Source organism: Paraburkholderia sp. (assembly GCF_036488795.1).
Lineage (GTDB): Bacteria > Pseudomonadota > Gammaproteobacteria > Burkholderiales > Burkholderiaceae > Paraburkholderia.
Genome location: NZ_DASXHA010000174.1, coordinates 17,254 through 35,479, shown reverse-complemented (window position 1 = coordinate 35,479; position 18,226 = coordinate 17,254). Strand labels below are relative to the sequence as shown.

The 18,226-nt window shown below is 60.7% G+C and carries 15 protein-coding genes and 1 pseudogene; 12 read left to right on the top strand and 4 right to left on the bottom strand.

The features are described 5' to 3' along the window. The 4 genes and pseudogenes from VGH41_RS25860 to VGH41_RS25845 form a co-directional block, all read left to right on the top strand. Positions 1 to 157 (top strand): annotated as a pseudogene (locus VGH41_RS25860) (cytochrome BD ubiquinol oxidase subunit II); the annotation flags it as partial. Between the two features lie 85 nt (positions 158 to 242). Next, on the top strand, positions 243 to 1,088 hold the full coding sequence (gene fdhD / locus VGH41_RS25855; RefSeq protein ID WP_414696718.1) for a formate dehydrogenase accessory sulfurtransferase FdhD: 846 nt from the start codon (positions 243 to 245) through the stop codon (positions 1,086 to 1,088). A 38-nt stretch (positions 1,089 to 1,126) separates the two neighbouring features. After that, positions 1,127 to 2,332, top strand: coding sequence for a gephyrin-like molybdotransferase Glp (gene glp, locus VGH41_RS25850; protein WP_414696720.1), 1,206 nt, complete (start codon positions 1,127 to 1,129; stop codon positions 2,330 to 2,332). Positions 2,333 to 2,421: 89 nt separating this feature from the next. Further along, complete coding sequence (locus tag VGH41_RS25845; protein ID WP_331600509.1) at positions 2,422 to 3,609, top strand: cyclopropane-fatty-acyl-phospholipid synthase family protein; 1,188 nt, start codon at positions 2,422 to 2,424, stop codon at positions 3,607 to 3,609. A gap of 24 nt (positions 3,610 to 3,633) precedes the next feature. Here VGH41_RS25845 and VGH41_RS25840 read toward each other — a convergent pair whose 3' ends face one another. The 3 genes from VGH41_RS25840 to VGH41_RS25830 all read right to left on the bottom strand — a co-directional run bounded on the left by VGH41_RS25840 (position 3,634) and on the right by VGH41_RS25830 (position 8,130). Continuing rightward, positions 3,634 to 5,145: an EAL domain-containing protein gene (locus tag VGH41_RS25840; RefSeq protein WP_331600508.1), complete on the bottom strand. Its 1,512-nt coding sequence runs from the start codon at positions 5,143 to 5,145 to the stop codon at positions 3,634 to 3,636. Positions 5,146 to 5,828: 683 nt separating this feature from the next. Further along, a complete protein-coding gene (locus tag VGH41_RS25835) occupies positions 5,829 to 6,716 on the bottom strand; it encodes an alpha/beta hydrolase (RefSeq protein WP_331600507.1) in 888 nt (295 codons plus the stop codon). Between the two features lie 1,126 nt (positions 6,717 to 7,842). After that, positions 7,843 to 8,130, bottom strand: a complete 288-nt coding sequence (locus tag VGH41_RS25830; protein ID WP_331600506.1) for a hypothetical protein — start codon at positions 8,128 to 8,130, stop codon at positions 7,843 to 7,845. A 1,022-nt stretch (positions 8,131 to 9,152) separates the two neighbouring features. Between VGH41_RS25830 and VGH41_RS25825 the strand changes: the two genes are divergently transcribed. The 8 genes from VGH41_RS25825 (at position 9,153) to VGH41_RS25790 (ending at position 17,472) form a co-directional block, all read left to right on the top strand. Beyond that, positions 9,153 to 9,701: a PAAR domain-containing protein gene (locus VGH41_RS25825; RefSeq protein ID WP_331600505.1), complete on the top strand. Its 549-nt coding sequence runs from the start codon at positions 9,153 to 9,155 to the stop codon at positions 9,699 to 9,701. Further along, complete coding sequence (locus tag VGH41_RS25820) at positions 9,685 to 10,461, top strand: hypothetical protein (RefSeq protein WP_331600504.1); 777 nt, start codon at positions 9,685 to 9,687, stop codon at positions 10,459 to 10,461. The genes VGH41_RS25825 and VGH41_RS25820 overlap by 17 nt, the downstream gene beginning before the upstream one ends. A 1,104-nt stretch (positions 10,462 to 11,565) precedes the next feature. Beyond that, positions 11,566 to 12,615, top strand: a complete 1,050-nt coding sequence (locus VGH41_RS25815; protein WP_331600503.1) for a LacI family DNA-binding transcriptional regulator — start codon at positions 11,566 to 11,568, stop codon at positions 12,613 to 12,615. 78 nt (positions 12,616 to 12,693) lie between these two features. Then, positions 12,694 to 13,746, top strand: a complete 1,053-nt coding sequence (locus VGH41_RS25810; RefSeq protein WP_414696719.1) for an ABC transporter substrate-binding protein — start codon at positions 12,694 to 12,696, stop codon at positions 13,744 to 13,746. Then, on the top strand, positions 13,743 to 14,567 hold the full coding sequence (locus VGH41_RS25805; RefSeq protein WP_331600502.1) for an ABC transporter permease: 825 nt from the start codon (positions 13,743 to 13,745) through the stop codon (positions 14,565 to 14,567). Before VGH41_RS25810 ends, VGH41_RS25805 begins: the two co-directional genes overlap by 4 nt. A 32-nt stretch (positions 14,568 to 14,599) precedes the next feature. Then, complete coding sequence (locus VGH41_RS25800) at positions 14,600 to 15,532, top strand: ABC transporter permease (protein ID WP_331600501.1); 933 nt, start codon at positions 14,600 to 14,602, stop codon at positions 15,530 to 15,532. After that, positions 15,529 to 16,590 (top strand): ABC transporter ATP-binding protein, encoded by a 1,062-nt coding sequence (locus tag VGH41_RS25795; RefSeq protein WP_331600500.1) that lies wholly within the window; start codon positions 15,529 to 15,531, stop codon positions 16,588 to 16,590. Before VGH41_RS25800 ends, VGH41_RS25795 begins: the two co-directional genes overlap by 4 nt. 54 nt (positions 16,591 to 16,644) lie before the next feature. Continuing rightward, positions 16,645 to 17,472 (top strand): phosphodiesterase, encoded by an 828-nt coding sequence (locus VGH41_RS25790; protein WP_331600499.1) that lies wholly within the window; start codon positions 16,645 to 16,647, stop codon positions 17,470 to 17,472. A 21-nt stretch (positions 17,473 to 17,493) separates the two neighbouring features. Here the strand turns inward: VGH41_RS25790 and VGH41_RS25785 are convergent, their stop codons facing one another. Further along, complete coding sequence (locus VGH41_RS25785; protein ID WP_331600498.1) at positions 17,494 to 17,979, bottom strand: DUF2569 domain-containing protein; 486 nt, start codon at positions 17,977 to 17,979, stop codon at positions 17,494 to 17,496. Positions 17,980 to 18,226: the final 247 nt, after the last annotated feature.

The window sequence follows — 18,226 nt, the reverse complement described above, 5'->3', positions numbered from 1 at the left end:
CGTTCCGGGCCAGCTGACGGTCGCGTCGGCAGCGTCGGATAGTTCGACGCTCACCTTCATGCTGTTCGGAATCGGCACCGTGTTTCCGATCATGATTGGCTACAACCTGTACCAGTACCATCTGTTCCGCGGCAAGGTCGTACCGGTTCATCACTAAGCGGCAGCCCGGTCGGCACACCGCCGGCCGGCACCGAAGCGTACGAAGCGCACCGAACATCGCGTCTACACCCTGGAGAAAGTCCGTGCCGTGCAATCCCCCCATTGATCACTCGGGTAGCGTAGTACGCCCGGTCTCCCGCCTGCGAGACGGCACCCTGGATGCCGCCGCAGACAGCGTTGCGGTGGAATTGCCCGTCGCACTCGTGTTCAACGGAATTTCGCACGCTGTGATGATGGCCACGCCGCTTGATCTGGAAGAATTCGCGATCGGGTTTTCGTTGACTGAGGGCATCGTTGACCGGATCTCCGATGTATTCGAGGTGGACGTCATACCCCACGCGGCCAGCATCGAGATCCAGTTGACGATCTCGCAAGGCGCGTTTCAACACCTGAAGGGCAAGCGCAGAGCGCTCGCAGGACGCACGGGCTGCGGCGTCTGCGGCATCGAAAGCATCGAGCTCCTTGACCTGCAGCCAGAGAAAGTCCCTCTTCGAAGCGCCGCCGTTGCGGTGACGTCCAGCGCCGTCGAACGTGCTGTGCTGCAGTTGCCGGACAAACAGCATCTGATGAAACAAACCGGCGGTGTTCACGCGGCAGCATGGTGTTTGCCAGACGGCACGATCGCAGAAGCGTTCGAAGATGTGGGTCGGCATAACGCGCTGGATAAATTGATCGGTCGACTCATGCGTCGCCGCATCGACCTGCAAAGCGGCTTTGTGTTTCTCTCGAGCCGCGCAAGCTACGAACTCGTTAGAAAGTCCGCTCGCGTCGGCATTCCGATGCTGGCAACCATCTCGGCGCCCACCTCCCTCGCCATCCAGATTGCTCAGGAGGCAGGCATACGCCTCTTGAGCTTTTGTCGCCGCAATGGATTTGTCGAATACACGGCAACGCCAGTCATCCATTCACTGAGCGAGTTCGCATCATGAGTGTCACTCTTGAGGCCCAAGGGACAAAAACGCCCACGATGCTGCACTTTGATGCCGCCCAGCAACTCCTGGCGTTAGGCGCTCCGCCAATCGACATCACGGAGCAGGTGCCCGCCAGCGACTGTGTCAACCGGGTCCTGGCCGAGCCGATAACCGCCGTGATTGACCTGCCGAGTGCAGACAACAGTGCAATGGACGGCTACGCGATCAGATATGCAGACCTCTGCGACGGCAAGGCGCTGCCGGTCCAGGAACGGTGTTACGCCGGCAGCATGCCTCAACGGCTGGCACCCGGCAACGCCACCCGACTCTTCACCGGCAGTCTCATCCCCGAAGGCGCGGATACCGTAATCATGCAGGAGCATGCGAGGGAGCGCTTCAATAGTGTCGAATTCAACTGTGCTGCGCGTCGCGGGCAGCATGTGCGACGCCGCGGCGAGGATATTCGCCAAGGCCAGCTCCTGTTGGGAAAGGGCACGCTGTTGCAGGCGGCACACGTCGGGCTCATTGCCACCCAGGGTATCAGTCAGGTCGGCGTATACCGGCGGCTCCGGGTGGGCATTGTGACAACCGGCGACGAACTCGTTGCGCCTGGCAATACCCTTCTCCCCGAGCAGATTTTTGACAGCAACGGCCCCATGTTGGCTTCGCTGTTGCAAGGCATGGGTGCCCAGGTCACTGGCACGATCCACTGCCGGGATAACGAGTACGAGATCCGCGGCGCACTTGGCCGCCTGCTTTCAGAAAGTGATCTGATCGTCTGCGCCGGAGGCGTCTCGGTCGGAGAAAAAGATCTGATCAAACCGGCACTCGAATCGCTAGGCGGAGAGCTGGCTGCCTGGAAAGTCCGGATGAAGCCGGGAAAGCCCGTCGCAGTGGCTTACGTCGCCAGAAAACCGGTTGTCTGCCTGCCCGGGAATCCAGGTGCTGCATTCTCCGTGTTCGCGCTTCTGGTGACTCCGATGATCAGACGCATGCAGGGGCGCGAGAAGCTGTTTCCTCAGGTTCCCCGACTGCCGCTCTATGCCACCCGGGACGAGGCGCGCGACCGGGACGATTTCATTCGCGTGAGTTGCTCGATCAGCGAAGAAGGTCAAATGCGGCTCGTGCCCTTTCAGCAGCAAGGCGCGGGCGCGCTCGGTTCAATGACACGGACCAGCGGACTCGCGCGTGTGCGGCCCGGCAGCCCGTTCACGAGTGGCCAGCGTGCCGAGTACTACGATTTCCAGTATTGGCTCGCCTGAGGGCGGGCAGGTGTCGGCCTAAGCCGCCTGCGTTCGCTTCTGTGCTTTTCGGGCGGCCCATCAATCACATCGAACCGAAGGAAGGAAAAGTGCTGAATCGGTTAGTGAACTTAGGAATAGAAACCTGGGTAGACGGTATCCGCCGTAGCCACGATCTTCCTGTCCAGTTGAGCCTCTGGAATGGAAAGCGTTTTGATCTCGGGAATTTTGAAAGTCCAGTGGTGCGCATACGTGTTCGCGACCCGTCAGCGCTTCCCCTGCTCTTCGCTTCGAGTGTGGACTCGCTAACGGAGGCGTACATTACCGAGCGCATCGACGTGGACGGCAAGCTCGAAGAAATCGTCGACGCGGTCTATCGCATGTCGGTGAATTCGAAACTCGCCGGCAGGACAGATCACAGCCGGCAATGGGACAAGGCATCCGCCCGCTATCACCGTGACGTCTCCAACGACTTCTACAAACTCTGGCTGGACGACAGGATGGTCTTTTCGTGCGGCTACTTCGAAAGCGGCAATGAGACGCTTGATGAAGCTCAACTCAAGAAGATCGATCACGTTCTCCGTGAAATCAGGGTTCAACCCGGGCAAAGCCTCCTCGACGTCGGATGTGGCTGGGGAGCACTCGTCATGCGCGCTGCCGAGAAGTACGGGGCACGCTGCGTAGGTGTAACGCTCTCGGAGAATCAATATCAGCTCGCAACCGAAAGGGTTAGAGCGGCAGGCTTGAGCGACCGGGTTGAAATCAGGCTTGGTGACTACCGCGATGTGCGTGGCACGTTTGATCGAATCGCGAGTGTCGCCATGTTCGAGCACCTGGGACGCGACAACCTCCCATCGCACTTTGCAATGGTCCGCGGCCTCCTTGCAGACGATGGCATGTTTATAGAGCACCGCATCACGCACTCCGACTCCGACAAGGGAGACCCACAAGCGCCGGCAGGTGAGCTCAACGGCGGATTCATGTTTCCGTCCGCCGAGCATTCGCGCCGCTCGCAGGTGACCCGGGCATTGCAGGAAAGCGGCTTCGAAGCGCTCCACGTGCAAAATCTGGGCCGTCACTACGCCACCACACTGAGAAGCTGGGCAGCGCGCTATGAGCAACACGCCGATCGTATCCGGCAAACCGTAGGCGAGACCAAATACAGGATCTGGCGAATCTATCTTGCGGGTTGCGCACACGCCTTCTCGATTGGCAGCGCATCGGCGCATCAGATCCTGAGTCGAAAAACCGCAGGCATTGCATCAATGCGTATCGCGATGCCGGCGTCAGGTCGATGAGAGTCGCGCGAGATCGCATGTAAGCTAACGCAGTGCAGTGACTTCTGCGCTGTACGCGGCAGCACGCATGGTCGACGCCGCAAAGCCCTGCTCGAATTCCGCGGCCAGAGCAGGTCTCGCAAACAGATAGCCCTGCGCGAGCGGCACGCCTATCGTCTTCAGGATGTCTTGCTGTGCCAGCTCCTCGACGCCCTCGGCGACAACCCGCGCCCCAACTTGTCCCGCGAGAAACGCGATGGCCTCCACCAACGCGCGGTCGTCGCTGACGACACCGTGGACGAATTGCCGGTCGATCTTGATGTAGTCGAAATGAAACCGTCGCAGTAGCGCAAGGTTGCTGTTCTCAGTGCCGAAATCATCGACGGCGAATTTCACACCCTGGTGTCGCAGTTTCGCTAAACCCGCTCTCACGTTGTCGATGCCCGCCAGCAAGCCTCGTTCGGTGATTTCGAACACCACCTGCAACCCGGTATGACTGGCCGAGAGGATTTCGCTCAGGTGCCCGGGAAAACCAGGCAGACCCGCGTGGAAAGCCGCCAGGTTGACGGTAACACTAAAGCCCTCCGGCAAATTCATAGCGCCCAGTTCGACTAGCGCCCGTTCAAGGACGAATTGCGTCAGGTCTGCAATGACCGGACTGTTCTCCACCTGGCCGATGAAGTTGCCGGGCATCACGAGCCCCTTGTGAGGATGCTGCCAGCGCACCAGCGCCTCGGCACCGGCCCATTGCCCCGTCGCCACGTCGACGATGGGTTGATAGACGACAAAGAATTCGCCGCGCGCGAGACCGCGCCGGACCCTGCGGATCAGGCGCAGCCGTGGCGTGTAGCCGGTGAGATAGCCGGCTGCAAGCGCTGAACCCAGCAACAGGCCGATCAGTAACGCCACACTTTCGACAGCGACAAGATCACGCAGCTGCCATGCTCGAATGCCCTGCACCGCTACGGAGAACAATGCATCAGGAGCCGCATAGCTGGTCCGGTCCGTGCGAGAAGAGGCCGACGGGATGAACTCACCGTCGCTGGTGAGCGCGCTGCCGTCGGAACCGATGACAGCCACCGATTGCGCACCGGCCACCGGCCCGCTCACCAGCAGATCCTGGACGTACACGCCCGGCACGATGAAGCCGATCCCGGTGTGCCGGGACAAGCGATCGTAGACGATCATCGCTGGCCAGTGCGGGTGTCTCGGCGTGCCGGGGCGCATCACCACCTGGCTGCTGGCGATCGAGCGTGGCACATACGCTGACAACGAAATGTCTACTGCTCCTAAGACAGTCGAGCAGTAGACGTGATTGTCTTTTACAAAAAATGCACCGCTTAAATACGGAGCCAGTTCTCCTTGCCCTGTGATCTCAGCCGTGATCTTCTCGCACGGCTGTCCCGCGTACTGTGCGAACTGCCGTCGGTCACGTTCGACCGTAGCAACGATATTCTCCAACGGCAGACCAATCTCTTCTGCAAGGGCCGCTTCCCGCTGCAGCGAGCGTACGGCGGCGAGGTGATAGCCAGCCGCCAGGGACACAGTGAGGACCATGCCCAGAATCCCGACTGCCGGGAGCCCCTTTTTCCATGGCTCCGTGGCGGTGTTGACGGCACGGGGCAATACGGCGCTAGCGAATCTTGTGATCATGATCGTATTGTGGTCCCTAGGTTGTCTTGATTGCTGCGCGCCTCACAACCTCACTACGCGATCATCACCAGTGACAGCATCAGCACGGCTCCGAAGGCAGAAGTAAGCCGGGCTCCAATCTTCATTTCCATGTATCAAAACACTCGTTGACATTCGTTAGGACGATCGAGTCGGCCTGCCTCTTCCACGACCCTGGATTCTTGCGATTACCGTAAGAAACTCGCCTGATCATGCGTTTTTTTGCAACAGAATTATTCTGTTAGCAATGCTACGTTTATTTGAAAGAGTAACGGGGCATCCATATTCCGCGTCACAGGCATTGATTTATCCAGTGCCTATATAGCGGCGCAAATCGGGCGAACTTTAGCGGAAGGAGTGACATCTGCGACGCTTGGCCGCAGAAAATTGACGCATACGTTTTACATGACGTGTGCAAAAAAAGCCCCGGGCCGTTGGCCGGGGCAAAGCCGGATGCCCGGGGACAGCTACCGGCTCTTCGAGCATATCCTAGGGTAGGACGACGAATTGAATACAGAACTCACGGAAGACGCGGTGCACAGTTTCCGCTTCACCAGGCGAATGCCGGCTCATGCACGCACGGTCACGAGGTGGTCGCGGAACTCGAGGTAGCGGTTCGTCACGGCCTTCGGCGCCTCAACTTGCGGGTAATGCCCGACACCGGGCAGTTCCGAAACGTCCGGGTGAGGCAGCAGTTCACGATAACGACTGACCATGTGGCTGCCAGAGATGGGATCTACCGGACCGACAATCAGCTTGAGAGGAATTCCTGTTTTTTGCAGGGCACCTACCCAGCGTTCGCGATGCTCGACACGTTCAGGAATGTAACGGATCAGCTTATGCATGATTCGTTCGCCATGCTGTAGACGCAACATGTCCCACATGGCATCGAGCGTTTCGATGTCTGGTGGAGACTGCTTCCCGAAAACGGCCTGCATGTTTTGAGAGAGCTTTTTCTTGTTCGTCAGCAACGATACAAGCGGCCCGATCGGCGAGAGCAGGAGCGACTGAAAACGTACACGCCGGTGGGTTTCAGGAAAGAGACCGCCGTTGAGCAAACAGACACTTCTGAGTTTGGGCCGATCCAATCGTTCGGTGTCCCGAGCAATGAGTTCCTGCGCGACCGTGTCACCGTAGTCATGCGCCATGATATGGAATTCCCCGACACCGCGCGACGCCAGAAACTCGTCGTAAATGTCGGCCTGGTCCATGATCGAGTACGGGTAATTGCGCGGCTTGCCTGAGAACCCGAAGCCGATCATATCGAGGGTGAGCAACCGGTAGCGCTTGAGCAGATCCGGCCAGACGTCTTGCCAGTCCCATGAGGCCGTGGGGAAGCCGTGTATCAAAAGGAGAACTGGCGCATCCGCCCGACCCTCATCGCGCCAGAAAATATCGTGGCCGCGGTGCGTAAAGTACTTTCCCTTAGCTTTCCATGCGTCTGTATTTTGTGTCATGTCGCGTTCCTCCGAAGGATCGACCGGGTGGCAGCACCACAAGTCAGTTATTCGGGTTCCATGCTGGATGGTTTCTGGATTTGGGAAGGTGCGGCACAGGAGAATCGGATTGACGCGAGGCGCCTGCGCTGACCGTCGAGTTGATCGCAGAATACAAAAAACGCCTGTCTTGAGACTGCAAGATATCTGACGAACCACTCATTCATCTTGCCACGCAGGGGGTTGGCATGCTCGCTTTTGGATCCAAACGCGTAACGGATACCATGTTCGCAAATACTGTTTAAACATACAGTACCGCAAGCAGCGCGGAAAGGCCTAGACTGATGATCCCAACATCGATGCGGAGCGCGCCATGGTCACAAGGACAGTACGCCGAGCATTTTCCGGCCTGACTTCAGCATTTGCACCTGCGCCGAGGGGCAAACGAGGGGCCGCCCATACTCTCCAGGCGGCGCAGCAACGCGCCGACGAAGCCTGGAAGCGCACGACGCAAGGCGTGCACAGCGCCCTCCTCCATAAAGATCGGAAGGTGTGATTTCCGGAACCCGGACGCAATTCGAGATCCGCCGTCCGAAATGGCTGTCACCGAAGCTGGAGACTGAATATGACTGCGCCACGCAAGCTTTATGGAGTATCGCTTAAGCCTCGCGTTAAAACTCCTCCGCTGAAGCATCTTGACGCCCCTGCCGCAGAAGTGTTGCCGGACATGCTGGAAGCAGTTCGCAGAGCGGTTGCCGAGAACCGGGAACGGGTTGAGCAGCCATCTCAACGGTAATCCGCTTTTGCACTATTCGTGTCAGAGCGTCTCTAGCGAGCTTTGAGGTGTTCAGGCTACGGAATACGGCGCGGTGGTCGTCGAATGACTGACCAGGTGGGAGCACAGGGCAAAGTCGAGAGCGGCACGAGAGCCCGCTCAGATACCAGTCGGTGAGGCCGGTATGCCTCCACGTGAAGAGTTACCAGGAACTTTTACAAGCTGCAGGGCCGAATAACCGGATACATGTGAAACATGTATCCGGTTCGCAAATTGGCGCGGCATCACGTTTTGCATTGGATACCTACGCATTGTTTCAGTGCCGGCTCGACGCCTTGACCAGCGTTCATATTAAGCGCTCGGCGTTACAAATTAATGGTGAGCGAACAGCGAGCCCGGGCCCGAAACCGGCGCACTGCCTTCTACCGCTGCGTGCGCACTTGATTGCGACGATGCGCCATTCACGCCACCATACGAACTGTTGCCCGCTTCGCTTGCACGCTCAGCAGCGATGGTTTGCACACTTTGACCACGTTCCGAAGCCGGTGCGCCGACCATCGGATTGTAGAACGGTGCCGGACCATAGCCGCTAGCAAAAGCAGGTGCGGCGACAGCCGCGGAGGCAATAACCAGGAGGGAGGCAATAAGCTTGATCTTCATGACTTCAATGACCTTTCGACTTTAGTTGGGGTTGGCGCTGCAGCAGAGTCCTTGAGGTTCTGTTTGCAACATCGAGCAAGTAGTATATACCCCTACTATCGAGTCTTTGTGTCGATATAAGAAAACTACCTTTCGACGAAATGGAACAATCTGAGCGGGCGCGGCTTGACGCGCACCGACCGACATGGGGACGAGATTCGGGCCGCTCAGCCAAGAGGCGGTTCGCCAGCGCGAGCAAGCGGGCATTCCCGAAGCTGGTTCAGCCTGGTTCGGGCGCTGTGTTGCGTGGCCGAACAGTGAACTTCATCGCCGGTTCGCCGACCTGAACAGATACCTCCTACAGGCTTAACCGTAGCTGTGCAATCGCACGCGCCGCCCGACGCCGCCGAAGCGCTTGCCGCCGCGCGCCCCGAACGTTGGGCGCGCTGATGTGGTGAGCTCCTCTCACGCTGAATCGCTTCGCTCAGCCCTACAAATCGGTCATCTGCGCACGATGCGCGGGCCGCATGAATAACCGAGTTCGCTAAACCCTCCATCCGAAATAAACGGCGGATACGCGTCACGACGTACCGACTCGCCATTCGACTGCCGGGAAGCACCGGCATAAGAACAGACCTCGCAACGGTCGGATTTCTGTTTGGCGAATGTCCGGACCATCGGCGCCACTTATTGACATGCATTAACCCTCGACGATTTTTGACGAAACCATCTGGGCCGGTGGTTACTTTAGCGAAACGCACTTGTATGAAGCGCGGCGTTCTTTTCGTTCGTTCATATAGGAGACTGAAACATGCCCGGACAGTCAAACAACGAATCCACCTATCTCTTCGTTACCCATGGTTCGCGTACTGAGCGCGGCGGGCGAGTCAGCAGGGTAACGACCAGGGCTGAGTATCGAGGGATGGTGCTGGCACGTGTCGGCGATAGGGTCACCTACGGCGACGGCACTGAACGGATTCCCGCTCTGTTTGATCCGGCCTATACGCTGCCCCCAAGTGTCCCCATGGGCGGAGGAAACTTCCATGCGTAAGGCGGCGGTTCGACATGGCGACAAGACAACAACGCGCGGTTATGTTTTGGCGTATTCGTCCACCATTCACGACGACGGCAAAAAGGTCGCATTGAGCGGGGACGAGGCAACGTGCGGCAATTGCAAGGGGACGTTCAAGATATTTGGAACCGGCAAGGGAATGTCGGAAAACGGACGGGACGTTGTTGTCGAAGGCGATCTGGTGCTGTGCCCGTATAAGAAAAATAGGGTAATCGTTGGCAGCAATCCGAGGATTTTTCTCACCATCTCGGAAGACCCGGCGGCTACGCTGGCAGGTTCTTACACCGGCTCCCGCGAGCCAACATCTGACCGAAGGCTGGGATTGAACCGCCACTTCCGTTTTGTCGATGAGCATGACAACGCCGTTGCGGGCATCCGCGTCTATCTGATGGACGTGAATGGTGAGACCAATACGGTTACTACGGACAGCAATGGTTGCACTCCAATCATGGAGGGCCGCTCGGATCAAAAAATTGGAGTGAGTCTTTCAAAGGGAAAAGGCGATGAGTCGATTTGGTGATGTCATCTGGGCACCACTCACTCGCGTGGAAGATGAATCTCCTCACACGTGTAAGCTAAAGGTTTACTGGAAAACAGTAAAGAAATGGACGCCCGACGATGTTCAAGCGTATCAAGCCGCCGTTCCCCAGTTAGCTGAAACGGCTCGTGTCTCGGGGCGGCGTTTTACATGCGAGGATTTTGCGCTTGAAGTTCTTTGTCAGTTCGCATCAAAGCACGGTCTACCGGTCAAGCTCACGGATGGGGTTCGTGAATATCGCAACATGGACATTTACGATCCCGACTACCACGAGAATTATCCTCAAAACCCACGTGGCTTTATCACTATGATGATGGTTAGTTTCGGCGCGCCGGATATACAGCGAAGTGGCTCAAACACTGTGCGGCTAAGTGGGCCATCGGACCTGCTGCCCGGCGATCTCTTGGCGCTGGCCTTGGACGCGAAGGGACAAGCGTCGGGTTTTCGGGCTCATCATATTCAAGTGGTAGTTAAGAAGACTGACTCACAAATAGCCATCGCCCAAGGGAATTCTGACTGGACCATTCACAACCCCATTACGTGGTTCAACAAGATCATGGGGAGAAACTCAGCAGACCCCAACCAAAATTCTTACGCGGGGACGGCACCCGAGACGGGCCAGTTCACGTCGACCGGCGAATCCAGATGGGACTACCAGAACAACAACTCGGGTAGTACGCGAACCGATTTTCTGAAATATTTTGAACTGTTCAGCTGGAACTTCCCGGAGTTCAATAATTGATTGTCAATTCGAAATTCCTTGGGTACGCGGCAGCGCTCGCCGACGGTGAGTCCGCGTATCTTTTATGGATCATTGGAACCTTTTCGCTATTCGTTTGGGCTATCAGCTTTCGAAGGAAGGTATGCCAGAACCGATGGTATAGGTTTCTGCGATCTGCCGCGCTACTTGCATTGCCGGTGCTACTGCTGTTGGGTATGGCTGTATCCATGGTTCCTCCGGCCTAGCCTTCCAAAACCAGTTTTTTGCGCCTGTTTCCTGAGGCGCGCAAATAACTGGTACGGACGGAGTAGCCGCGAGGGCATTGACATGAAGTGTCCGCCCCGGTTGTCGATGCGGCTAAGGACCGCCGGAATCCCGGGCGCGTCATTGCTCCAGCGGCTTCGCGCCGCTTCCCGTGAGAGTTTGTTTTCCACCCGCCGGGCGCCTGCTAAAGCCTGAGATCTCCAGAACAATCCAGGATGGGGCTGATATCGGCGGCGAAGCGATGAAGCCAATAGCAAAAAACCCCACTCGGCTTTACTGGTGGGGCTGTATTGAAAACCGTTGAAACCGGTTGAAAGCTATCTCTGGTGCCGGGGACCGGACTCGAACCGGCAAGCTGTTAAGCGGCGGATTTTCTTCACACCACGTCTTTCGACGCCGACGACACCGGGCGGCATCCTCGTTCGTGCGCTGGACTATGCCTTCGCCATCGCGACGCGCTGCGTGCGCTTGCCAGCACGCGCCGCCTTAGGCGCCCCCCGTCTAGTCTCTACACCTTCCGCACCCTCGCACGAATGCGACGGCGGGCTTGGCTCGGCGTTGCCTCGGTCAGGCGTTGTGCGCTGATCAGGGGTTTCGCCGAATTTGAGGGGTTCTACACCGGCCGTTTCCGGTCGGGCACTCAATTACTTAAGTCCGCTATGTTTACCAATTTCATCACCCCGGCAGGGCGGACGCGATTCTACCATTGCGTCGCGCCTGCTCCAAACCTGCGCCCAGTCTCGCTCTAACGCAGATTGCGAGGCGCACGCCTGGCGCGCTCGCCGCGTCATAGTGAAGTCACAAAGCGTATCGATAATCCGCTCACCGAAAACGTTTACACCCCGGGCGGAAACAACAGTGATGACACCCACCATCAAGGATGTCGCGGCACACGCCGGCTTTTCGATTGCCACCGTTTCGCGCGCGATCAACGCCCCGCACACGGTGAATCCCGTCACGCTCGAGAAAGTGCGCCAGTCCATCGACGCCCTCAACTTCCGCCCCAATCCGCTCGGGCGCCAGTTGCGCGGCGAACGCTCGCGTCTGATCGGCGTGGTGCTGCCCACGCTCGCCAATCCGGTCTTCGCCGAGTGTCTGCAAGGTATCGACGAACTCGCTTCGGCACAAGGCTACCGGCTGATGCTGATGACCACCCAGTACAACACGGAGCGTGAGCGTCACGCCATCGAAACCTTGCGCGAGCAACGCGTCGAAGGCCTGATCCTGACCGTGGCCGACGCCGACACGCATCCGCTGCTCGACCAGCTCGACCGCGACGGCCTGCTCTACGTGCTGATGCACAACGACACGGTGCGCCGCCCGTCGGTTTCGGTGGATAACCGCCTCGCCGCCTACGACGGCGTACGCATGCTGATCGCGCACGGCCACCGCCGCATCCTGATGCTGGCAGGCACGCTGGCCGCCTCGGACCGCGCCCTGCTACGTCATCTCGGCTACGCCCAGGCCATGCAACATGCGGGACTGACGCCCGCCCCCGCGCTTGAAATCGATTTCAATGCCGATGAACTCGCGCCCTCCGTGCTCGCGCATCTGATCCACGGCGCAAACCGCCCGACCGCCCTCTTCTGCAGCAACGATCTGCTGGCGATGGTCGTGATGCGCGGCCTGCTCCGCGAGCGGCTGCAGATCCCCACCGACATGTCGATCCTCGGCTTCGACGGCCTCGCCATGGGCGAACTGCTGCAACCGCCGCTCGCGAGCATCTGCGCGCCGAATCGCGAGATCGGCTGTGCCGCGTGGCGGCGCCTGCTGGCGCGTATCGAAGGCAGCTATAACGATGCGTCCATGTCGCTGACGCTGCCCCACACGCTGCGCCAGGGCGCCACCATCGCCGCCATTTCGAACACGAGCAACACCGCGCGCACGCGCATCATGCAGCCGCTGGTGTAGCCGCCTGTGTGGCCCGCTGGCCCTGCAGACTCCAAGCCATCGCTTCTCGCTACCTTGCTCCGAAGGAGACATGCTGTGATCCGCCGTTTTTCATTTCGTCCCCTTTCACGTGCCATTGCTGCCGTGCTCCTGGCGGCGGCCACCTGCGCGTTCGCATTGACGAGCCTCGTCGCACCGGCCACGGCACACGCCGACGAAACCGCCATCTGCTACAACTGTCCGCCCGAATGGGCCGACTGGGCCAGCCAGATCAAGGCCATCCAGCAAAAAACCGGCATTCGCGTACCGTTCGACAACAAGAACTCCGGCCAGTCGATCGCGCAGTTGATGGCCGAACAAAAGAGCCCGGTAGCGGACGTCGTGTATCTCGGTGTGACGTCGGCGTTTCAGGCGAAGAACAAAGGCGTGCTCGAACCGTACAAACCCGCGCACTGGAACGATATCCCCGCCAATCTGAAGGACCCGCAAGGCTACTGGTTCGCGATCCATTCGGGCACCCTCGGCTTCTTCGTCAACAAGGACGCGCTCGAAGGCAAGCCGGTGCCGCGTTCGTGGGCCGATCTGCTCAAGCCCGAGTACAAGGGGATGATCGGCTACCTCGATCCGTCGAGCGCGTTCGTCGGTTATGCGGCGGCGGTGGCGGTGAATCAGGCGCTCGGCGGCAGTCTCGACAACTTCCAGCCGGGCCTCGACTGGTTCCGCAAGCTGAAAGCCAACGCGCCGATCGTGCCGAAGCAGACTGCCTACGCGCGCGTGCTGTCCGGCGAAATTCCGATCCTGCTCGACTACGACTTCGACGCATATCGTGCGAAGTACAAGGATCAGGCGAACGTCGAATTCGTGATTCCGCAGGAAGGCACGATCTCGGTGCCGTACGTGATGAGTCTCGTGAAGGGCGCGCCGCACGAAGCGAACGGCAAGAAGGTGCTCGATTTCGTGCTGTCCGACGAAGGCCAGAAGCTGTGGGCCGATGCGTACCTGCGCCCGGTGCGGGCCGGTGCGATCAGCGCCGGTGCCGCCGCGAAATTTCTGCCCGCGGCCGATTACGCACGCGCCAAAGCGGTTGATTTCAGCAAAATGGCCGACAGGCAGCAAAGCTTCGGCGAACAGTATCTGCAGGTGATGCATTGAACGACCTCACCTTCCCGCTGCGCTGGCGCATCGCCTTGCTTGCGCCGGCGCTCGCGGTGTTCATCGCGTTCTGGCTGCTGCCGATGGGCGCGCTCGCGCAACTGAGCGGCAACGGCCACGTCTTTGACACGTACCGCGCAATGCTCACCAACCCGCGCTACATGAAAAGCCTCGGCGCGACGGTGGCGCTCTCGGCGGCAGTGACGGCCGCGACGCTCGTGCTGTCCGTGATCTCGGGTCTCCTGCTCGCGCGCCGCGAGTTTCCGCTGAAGCGCACGCTGCTCGCCTTGCTGACGTTTCCGCTCGCGTTCCCCGGCGTGGTGGTCGGCTTCATGGTGATCATGCTGGCGGGACGCCAGGGCCTGATCGGCGCCATTTCGCTGAGGCTCACCGGCGAGCGCTGGGTGTTCGCCTACTCGATGAGCGGGCTCTTTCTCGGCTACCTGTACTTTTCGATTCCACGCGTGATCGTCACGGTGATGGCCGCGGCGAGCAAGCTCGACGCCTCGCTAGAAGAAGCCGCGCGTTCGCTTGGCGCGTCGCCGTGGCAGATCATGCGCGACATCGTGCTGCCGGCGCTTTCGCCCGGCTTGATCGCGGCGGGCGCCGTGTGTTTTGCCACTGCGATGGGCGCATTCGGCACCGCCTTCACGCTGGCCACCGACATCGACGTACTGCCCATGACCATCTATACCGAGTTCACGCTCAACGCGAACATGGTGACGGCGGCGGGCCTGTCGATCGTGCTCGGCCTCGTCACGTGGCTGGCACTCGCGCTGGCGCGCAGCGTCACCGGGTCGGCGGTCGCCGCGAGCGCCTGAAACAGGACCGGTGAAAACAACAAGATCTCCTGATGAATTCCCTGCCAGATAAAGCACCAGCGTCCGCGCCGGTCTGCGCGCCTGTCACGCATCCGCGCGCCTCGTCGCGCTGCTCGTCGCGCACGCTGCTTGCCGCCGGTCAGTGGCTCGTCACGCTGCTGCTGTGTGCGTTTCTGATCGTCCCCGTGATCATGTCGATCATGGCCGGCCTGACGGTCAACTATTTCAAAGGCGTCTCCAGCGGACTGACGTTGCGCTGGCTGATCGAAGTGTGGACGCAGTATCACGCGTCGGTGTTCCTGTCGCTGGAAGTGGCGGCGCTGACGCTCGCGATCACCTTGCTCACCGGCGTGCCGGCCGGCTATGTACTTGCCCGCAGCAAAACCCGCCTCGCGCGTCTGATCGAAGAGTTTCTGGTGTTGCCGATCGCCCTGCCCGGTCTCGCTTCCGCGCTCGCTCTGCTGGTCGTCTACGGCGGCTTCACGATGTTTCGCATGAGCGTGGCCTTCATCGTCGTCGGGCACGTCGTATTCACGTTGCCCTTCATGGTGCGCGCGGTGGCCGCGATCTGCGCGAGCGTCGAGCTGCGCACGCTCGAAGAAGGCGCCGCCAGCCTCGGCGCGAGCTTCATGCAGCGTTTCGTGACGATCGTGCTGCCCAACGTGCGGCCCGGCATCGTCACGGGCGCGCTGGCGGTGCTGACGCTTTCGATCGGCGAATTCAATCTCACGTGGATGCTGCACACGCCCGATACGAAAACGCTGCCCGTCGGCCTCGCCGACACGTATGCGTCAATGCGTATCGAGCTCGGCAGTGCCTACACGATCCTCTTTTTCATCATGACGATGCCGCTGCTGGTTGCCATGCAATGGCTCGGCGTCAACGCCACCGGCCAGCGAAACGCCAAAGCCAGACGCCGCACCGCTGGTTCGGAACGTTCAACCCGTCTTCAAGAAACACCATGAAACCCGCTCCCGTTCCCATCACGCTCACGCAGTGCGCGAAGACGTTTCGCGGCGTCCGTGTGCTCGATCCGCTGGACCTGCAGATCGGCGCCGGCGAGACACTGGTGCTGCTCGGACCGTCCGGCTGCGGCAAGACCACGACGCTGCGGATCATCGCAGGACTCGAAACGCCTGACGCAGGCGGGCGCGTCGCGTTCGGCGACGACGACGTGACGGCGCTGCCCATCGAGCGGCGCCAGGTCGGCATGGTGTTCCAGAGCTACGCGCTGTTTCCGAATCTGACGGTACGCGGCAATATCGGCTATGGCCTGAAAATCAAACGCGTCGCGGCCGATGTTCTGCGTCAACGGGTGGATGAACTACTGGCGATGATGCGGCTCACCGGCCACGCCGACAAGCCGGTCGACCAGCTGTCCGGGGGCCAGCGTCAGCGTGTGGCGCTCGCCCGGGCGCTGGCGATGCAGCCGCGCGTGTTGCTGCTCGACGAGCCGCTCACCGCGCTCGATGCCCGCCTGCGCGACACCTTGCGCAGGGAGATGAACGCGCTGCTGCGCGAACTGGGCATCACGACCGTCTACGTCACGCACGATCAGGCCGAAGCGATGGAACTCGGCGACCGCATCGTCGTGATGAGCGCGGGTCGCATCGAACAGATCGGCACCCCGCGCGACATCTACTACCGTCCGGCGAACAAAGCGGTTGCGCAGTTTATCGGCACCCTCAACCGGCTTGCCGGCGAGGCGCGCGACGGCCTGCTGAGGACGACGGGCGGCGCGGTGCCGCTGCCGGCGCCCACGCTTCCTGCACCGGACGCCTCTGCAGCGGCTCAGAGTGAAGTGTTCTTCCGCCCGGAAGACGCCTACCTCGCCGATCCGGCCAGTTCGCATTTGCGCGGCACGATCGAGAGCGCGGCGTTTCTCGGCGAGCGCACGCGTCTGACGATTGGCGGCGCGGCGCCCGACGCGCTGATCGTCGACGTCGCCGGCCGCGTCGAACTCGCGCGCGGCACGCCGGTCGGTATTTCAATCGCCCCGCATGCGCTGATTGCGCTATCGTGACAGTCCCGGCCCGCTGCGCGACTTCAAACAAACGAATCTTCGAGGAAACACGCCATGCTGCTAGCCCAGATCAGTGACCTGCACATCAAACAGCCCGGCGCGCTGGCGTACCGGCGGGTCGATACCGGCGCCGCGCTCGCGCGCTGCGTCGCGGCGCTCAACGCGCTGAACCCGCGACCGGACGCCGTGATCATGACCGGCGACCTCGTCGACCAGGGCGACCCGGAACAATACGAGCATCTGAAGACACTGCTCGCGCCGCTCCAGATGCCCTACTACCTGCTGGTCGGCAATCACGACGACCGCGCTGCGCTGCGCGCCGCGTTTCCCGGCCGCGAAGAGTTGCGCACCGGCGGCGAGTTCGTGCATTACGCGGTGGATCTCGGCCCGCTGCGGGTAATCGCGCTGGATTCGATGGTGCCGGGTCAAAGCCCGGGCAACCTGTGCGACGCGCGCCTCGCGTGGCTCGCGGGTCAACTGGATAACGCGCAGGGCAAGCCGGTGGTGATTGCGTTGCATCATCCGCCGTTCGAATGCGGCATTGGACATATGGATGACTTGCGGCTGGATCCGCTCGCCACACAAAAGCTCGCGGCGCTGATCGCGCGCTATCCGAATGTCGAACGGGTGATCTGCGGCCACGTGCACCGGCCGATGTTCGCGCGCTTCGGCGGCACGATCGCCTCGGCTGTGGCCTCGCCTGCGCATCAGGTGGCGCTCGATCTGCGTGCGGACGCGCCGTCCGCCTTCAGGATGGAGCCGGCCGCGTATGCGCTGCACCGCTACGAACCGGCCTCGGGCCTGGTGACGCACCACGCGTATGTCGATGCCGCCGACGGACCTTATCCGTTTTACGAACCTGAGGGCGAGCTGATCGACTGAGCGGCGGCAGGCAGGCGGACCTCAACGCCCGATGAAGGTGTGACCTACGCGCCGGGAGCGGCGGAAATACGGAATCCCAAGCGCGGCGGCCACCAGCGCCTGAATGAAGCCGTCGAACGGGACCGCGATGTCGATCGCAATCGCATGGGTCAGGTGGTCGCCGAGCAGATACGCCAGCATCCGCATCACGACGACGGCAAAGAGCCACGCCTGGATATGCAACGGAAAGCGCGACGATCTGCGCCACGCGAGCATCGCCAGCCAGCCGCCGCCCGCCACGATGAACACGCCGATCGCGACGTCCATGCCGACCATCGTGAGCACCGCTCGATACCAGCCGTGGGTTTCGGGGCGGATGAACACGGCAAGCAGTTCCCATTCGAGCATCAGCTCGAGCGGCTCGCGCAGTTCCATGGCGGTCGCCGCCAGCATCGCCGCGAGTCCGACGAAGGCGAGCAGCAACCAGCCGCCAATGCCCCTGGGTTGAGGTCCTGTGGTCGTGTTCATGATGTGCGTCGGCCGGAAATTGCGGATCGCCCCCGAGCGGGGCCGCACGATTGTACGGACCTGGCGCGAACCACCATCTCATTTTGCGGAGCTTGCCCTGGCCGCTCGCCGAACGCCGCCTGGCCGCCTTTTCCTCGCCGAATAGTCGTCATAAGGGGCCAACTCCAGCACGATTCGCCTCGCTCCGGTATCATCGGCACGCTTGAAGCCCGTGCCTTTGCCGCTATTCGCCGGTTCACCGAAAGCC

Excerpts from the sequence above, each read along its gene's own strand:
- VGH41_RS25815 (WP_331600503.1), top strand. The coding sequence starts at position 11,566 with ATGACACCCACCATCAAGGATGTCGCGGCACACGCCGGCTTTTCGATT.
- VGH41_RS25790 (WP_331600499.1), top strand. The coding sequence starts at position 16,645 with ATGCTGCTAGCCCAGATCAGTGACCTGCACATCAAACAGCCCGGCGCG.
- VGH41_RS25840 (WP_331600508.1), bottom strand. The coding sequence starts at position 5,145 with ATGGTCCTCACTGTGTCCCTGGCGGCTGGCTATCACCTCGCCGCCGTA.
- glp (WP_414696720.1), top strand. The coding sequence starts at position 1,127 with ATGCTGCACTTTGATGCCGCCCAGCAACTCCTGGCGTTAGGCGCTCCG.
- VGH41_RS25800 (WP_331600501.1), top strand. The coding sequence starts at position 14,600 with ATGAATTCCCTGCCAGATAAAGCACCAGCGTCCGCGCCGGTCTGCGCG.
- VGH41_RS25835 (WP_331600507.1), bottom strand. The coding sequence starts at position 6,716 with ATGACACAAAATACAGACGCATGGAAAGCTAAGGGAAAGTACTTTACG.
- VGH41_RS25820 (WP_331600504.1), top strand. The coding sequence starts at position 9,685 with ATGAGTCGATTTGGTGATGTCATCTGGGCACCACTCACTCGCGTGGAA.
- VGH41_RS25825 (WP_331600505.1), top strand. The coding sequence starts at position 9,153 with ATGCGTAAGGCGGCGGTTCGACATGGCGACAAGACAACAACGCGCGGT.
- VGH41_RS25795 (WP_331600500.1), top strand. The coding sequence starts at position 15,529 with ATGAAACCCGCTCCCGTTCCCATCACGCTCACGCAGTGCGCGAAGACG.
- VGH41_RS25785 (WP_331600498.1), bottom strand. The coding sequence starts at position 17,979 with ATGAACACGACCACAGGACCTCAACCCAGGGGCATTGGCGGCTGGTTG.
- VGH41_RS25830 (WP_331600506.1), bottom strand. The coding sequence starts at position 8,130 with ATGAAGATCAAGCTTATTGCCTCCCTCCTGGTTATTGCCTCCGCGGCT.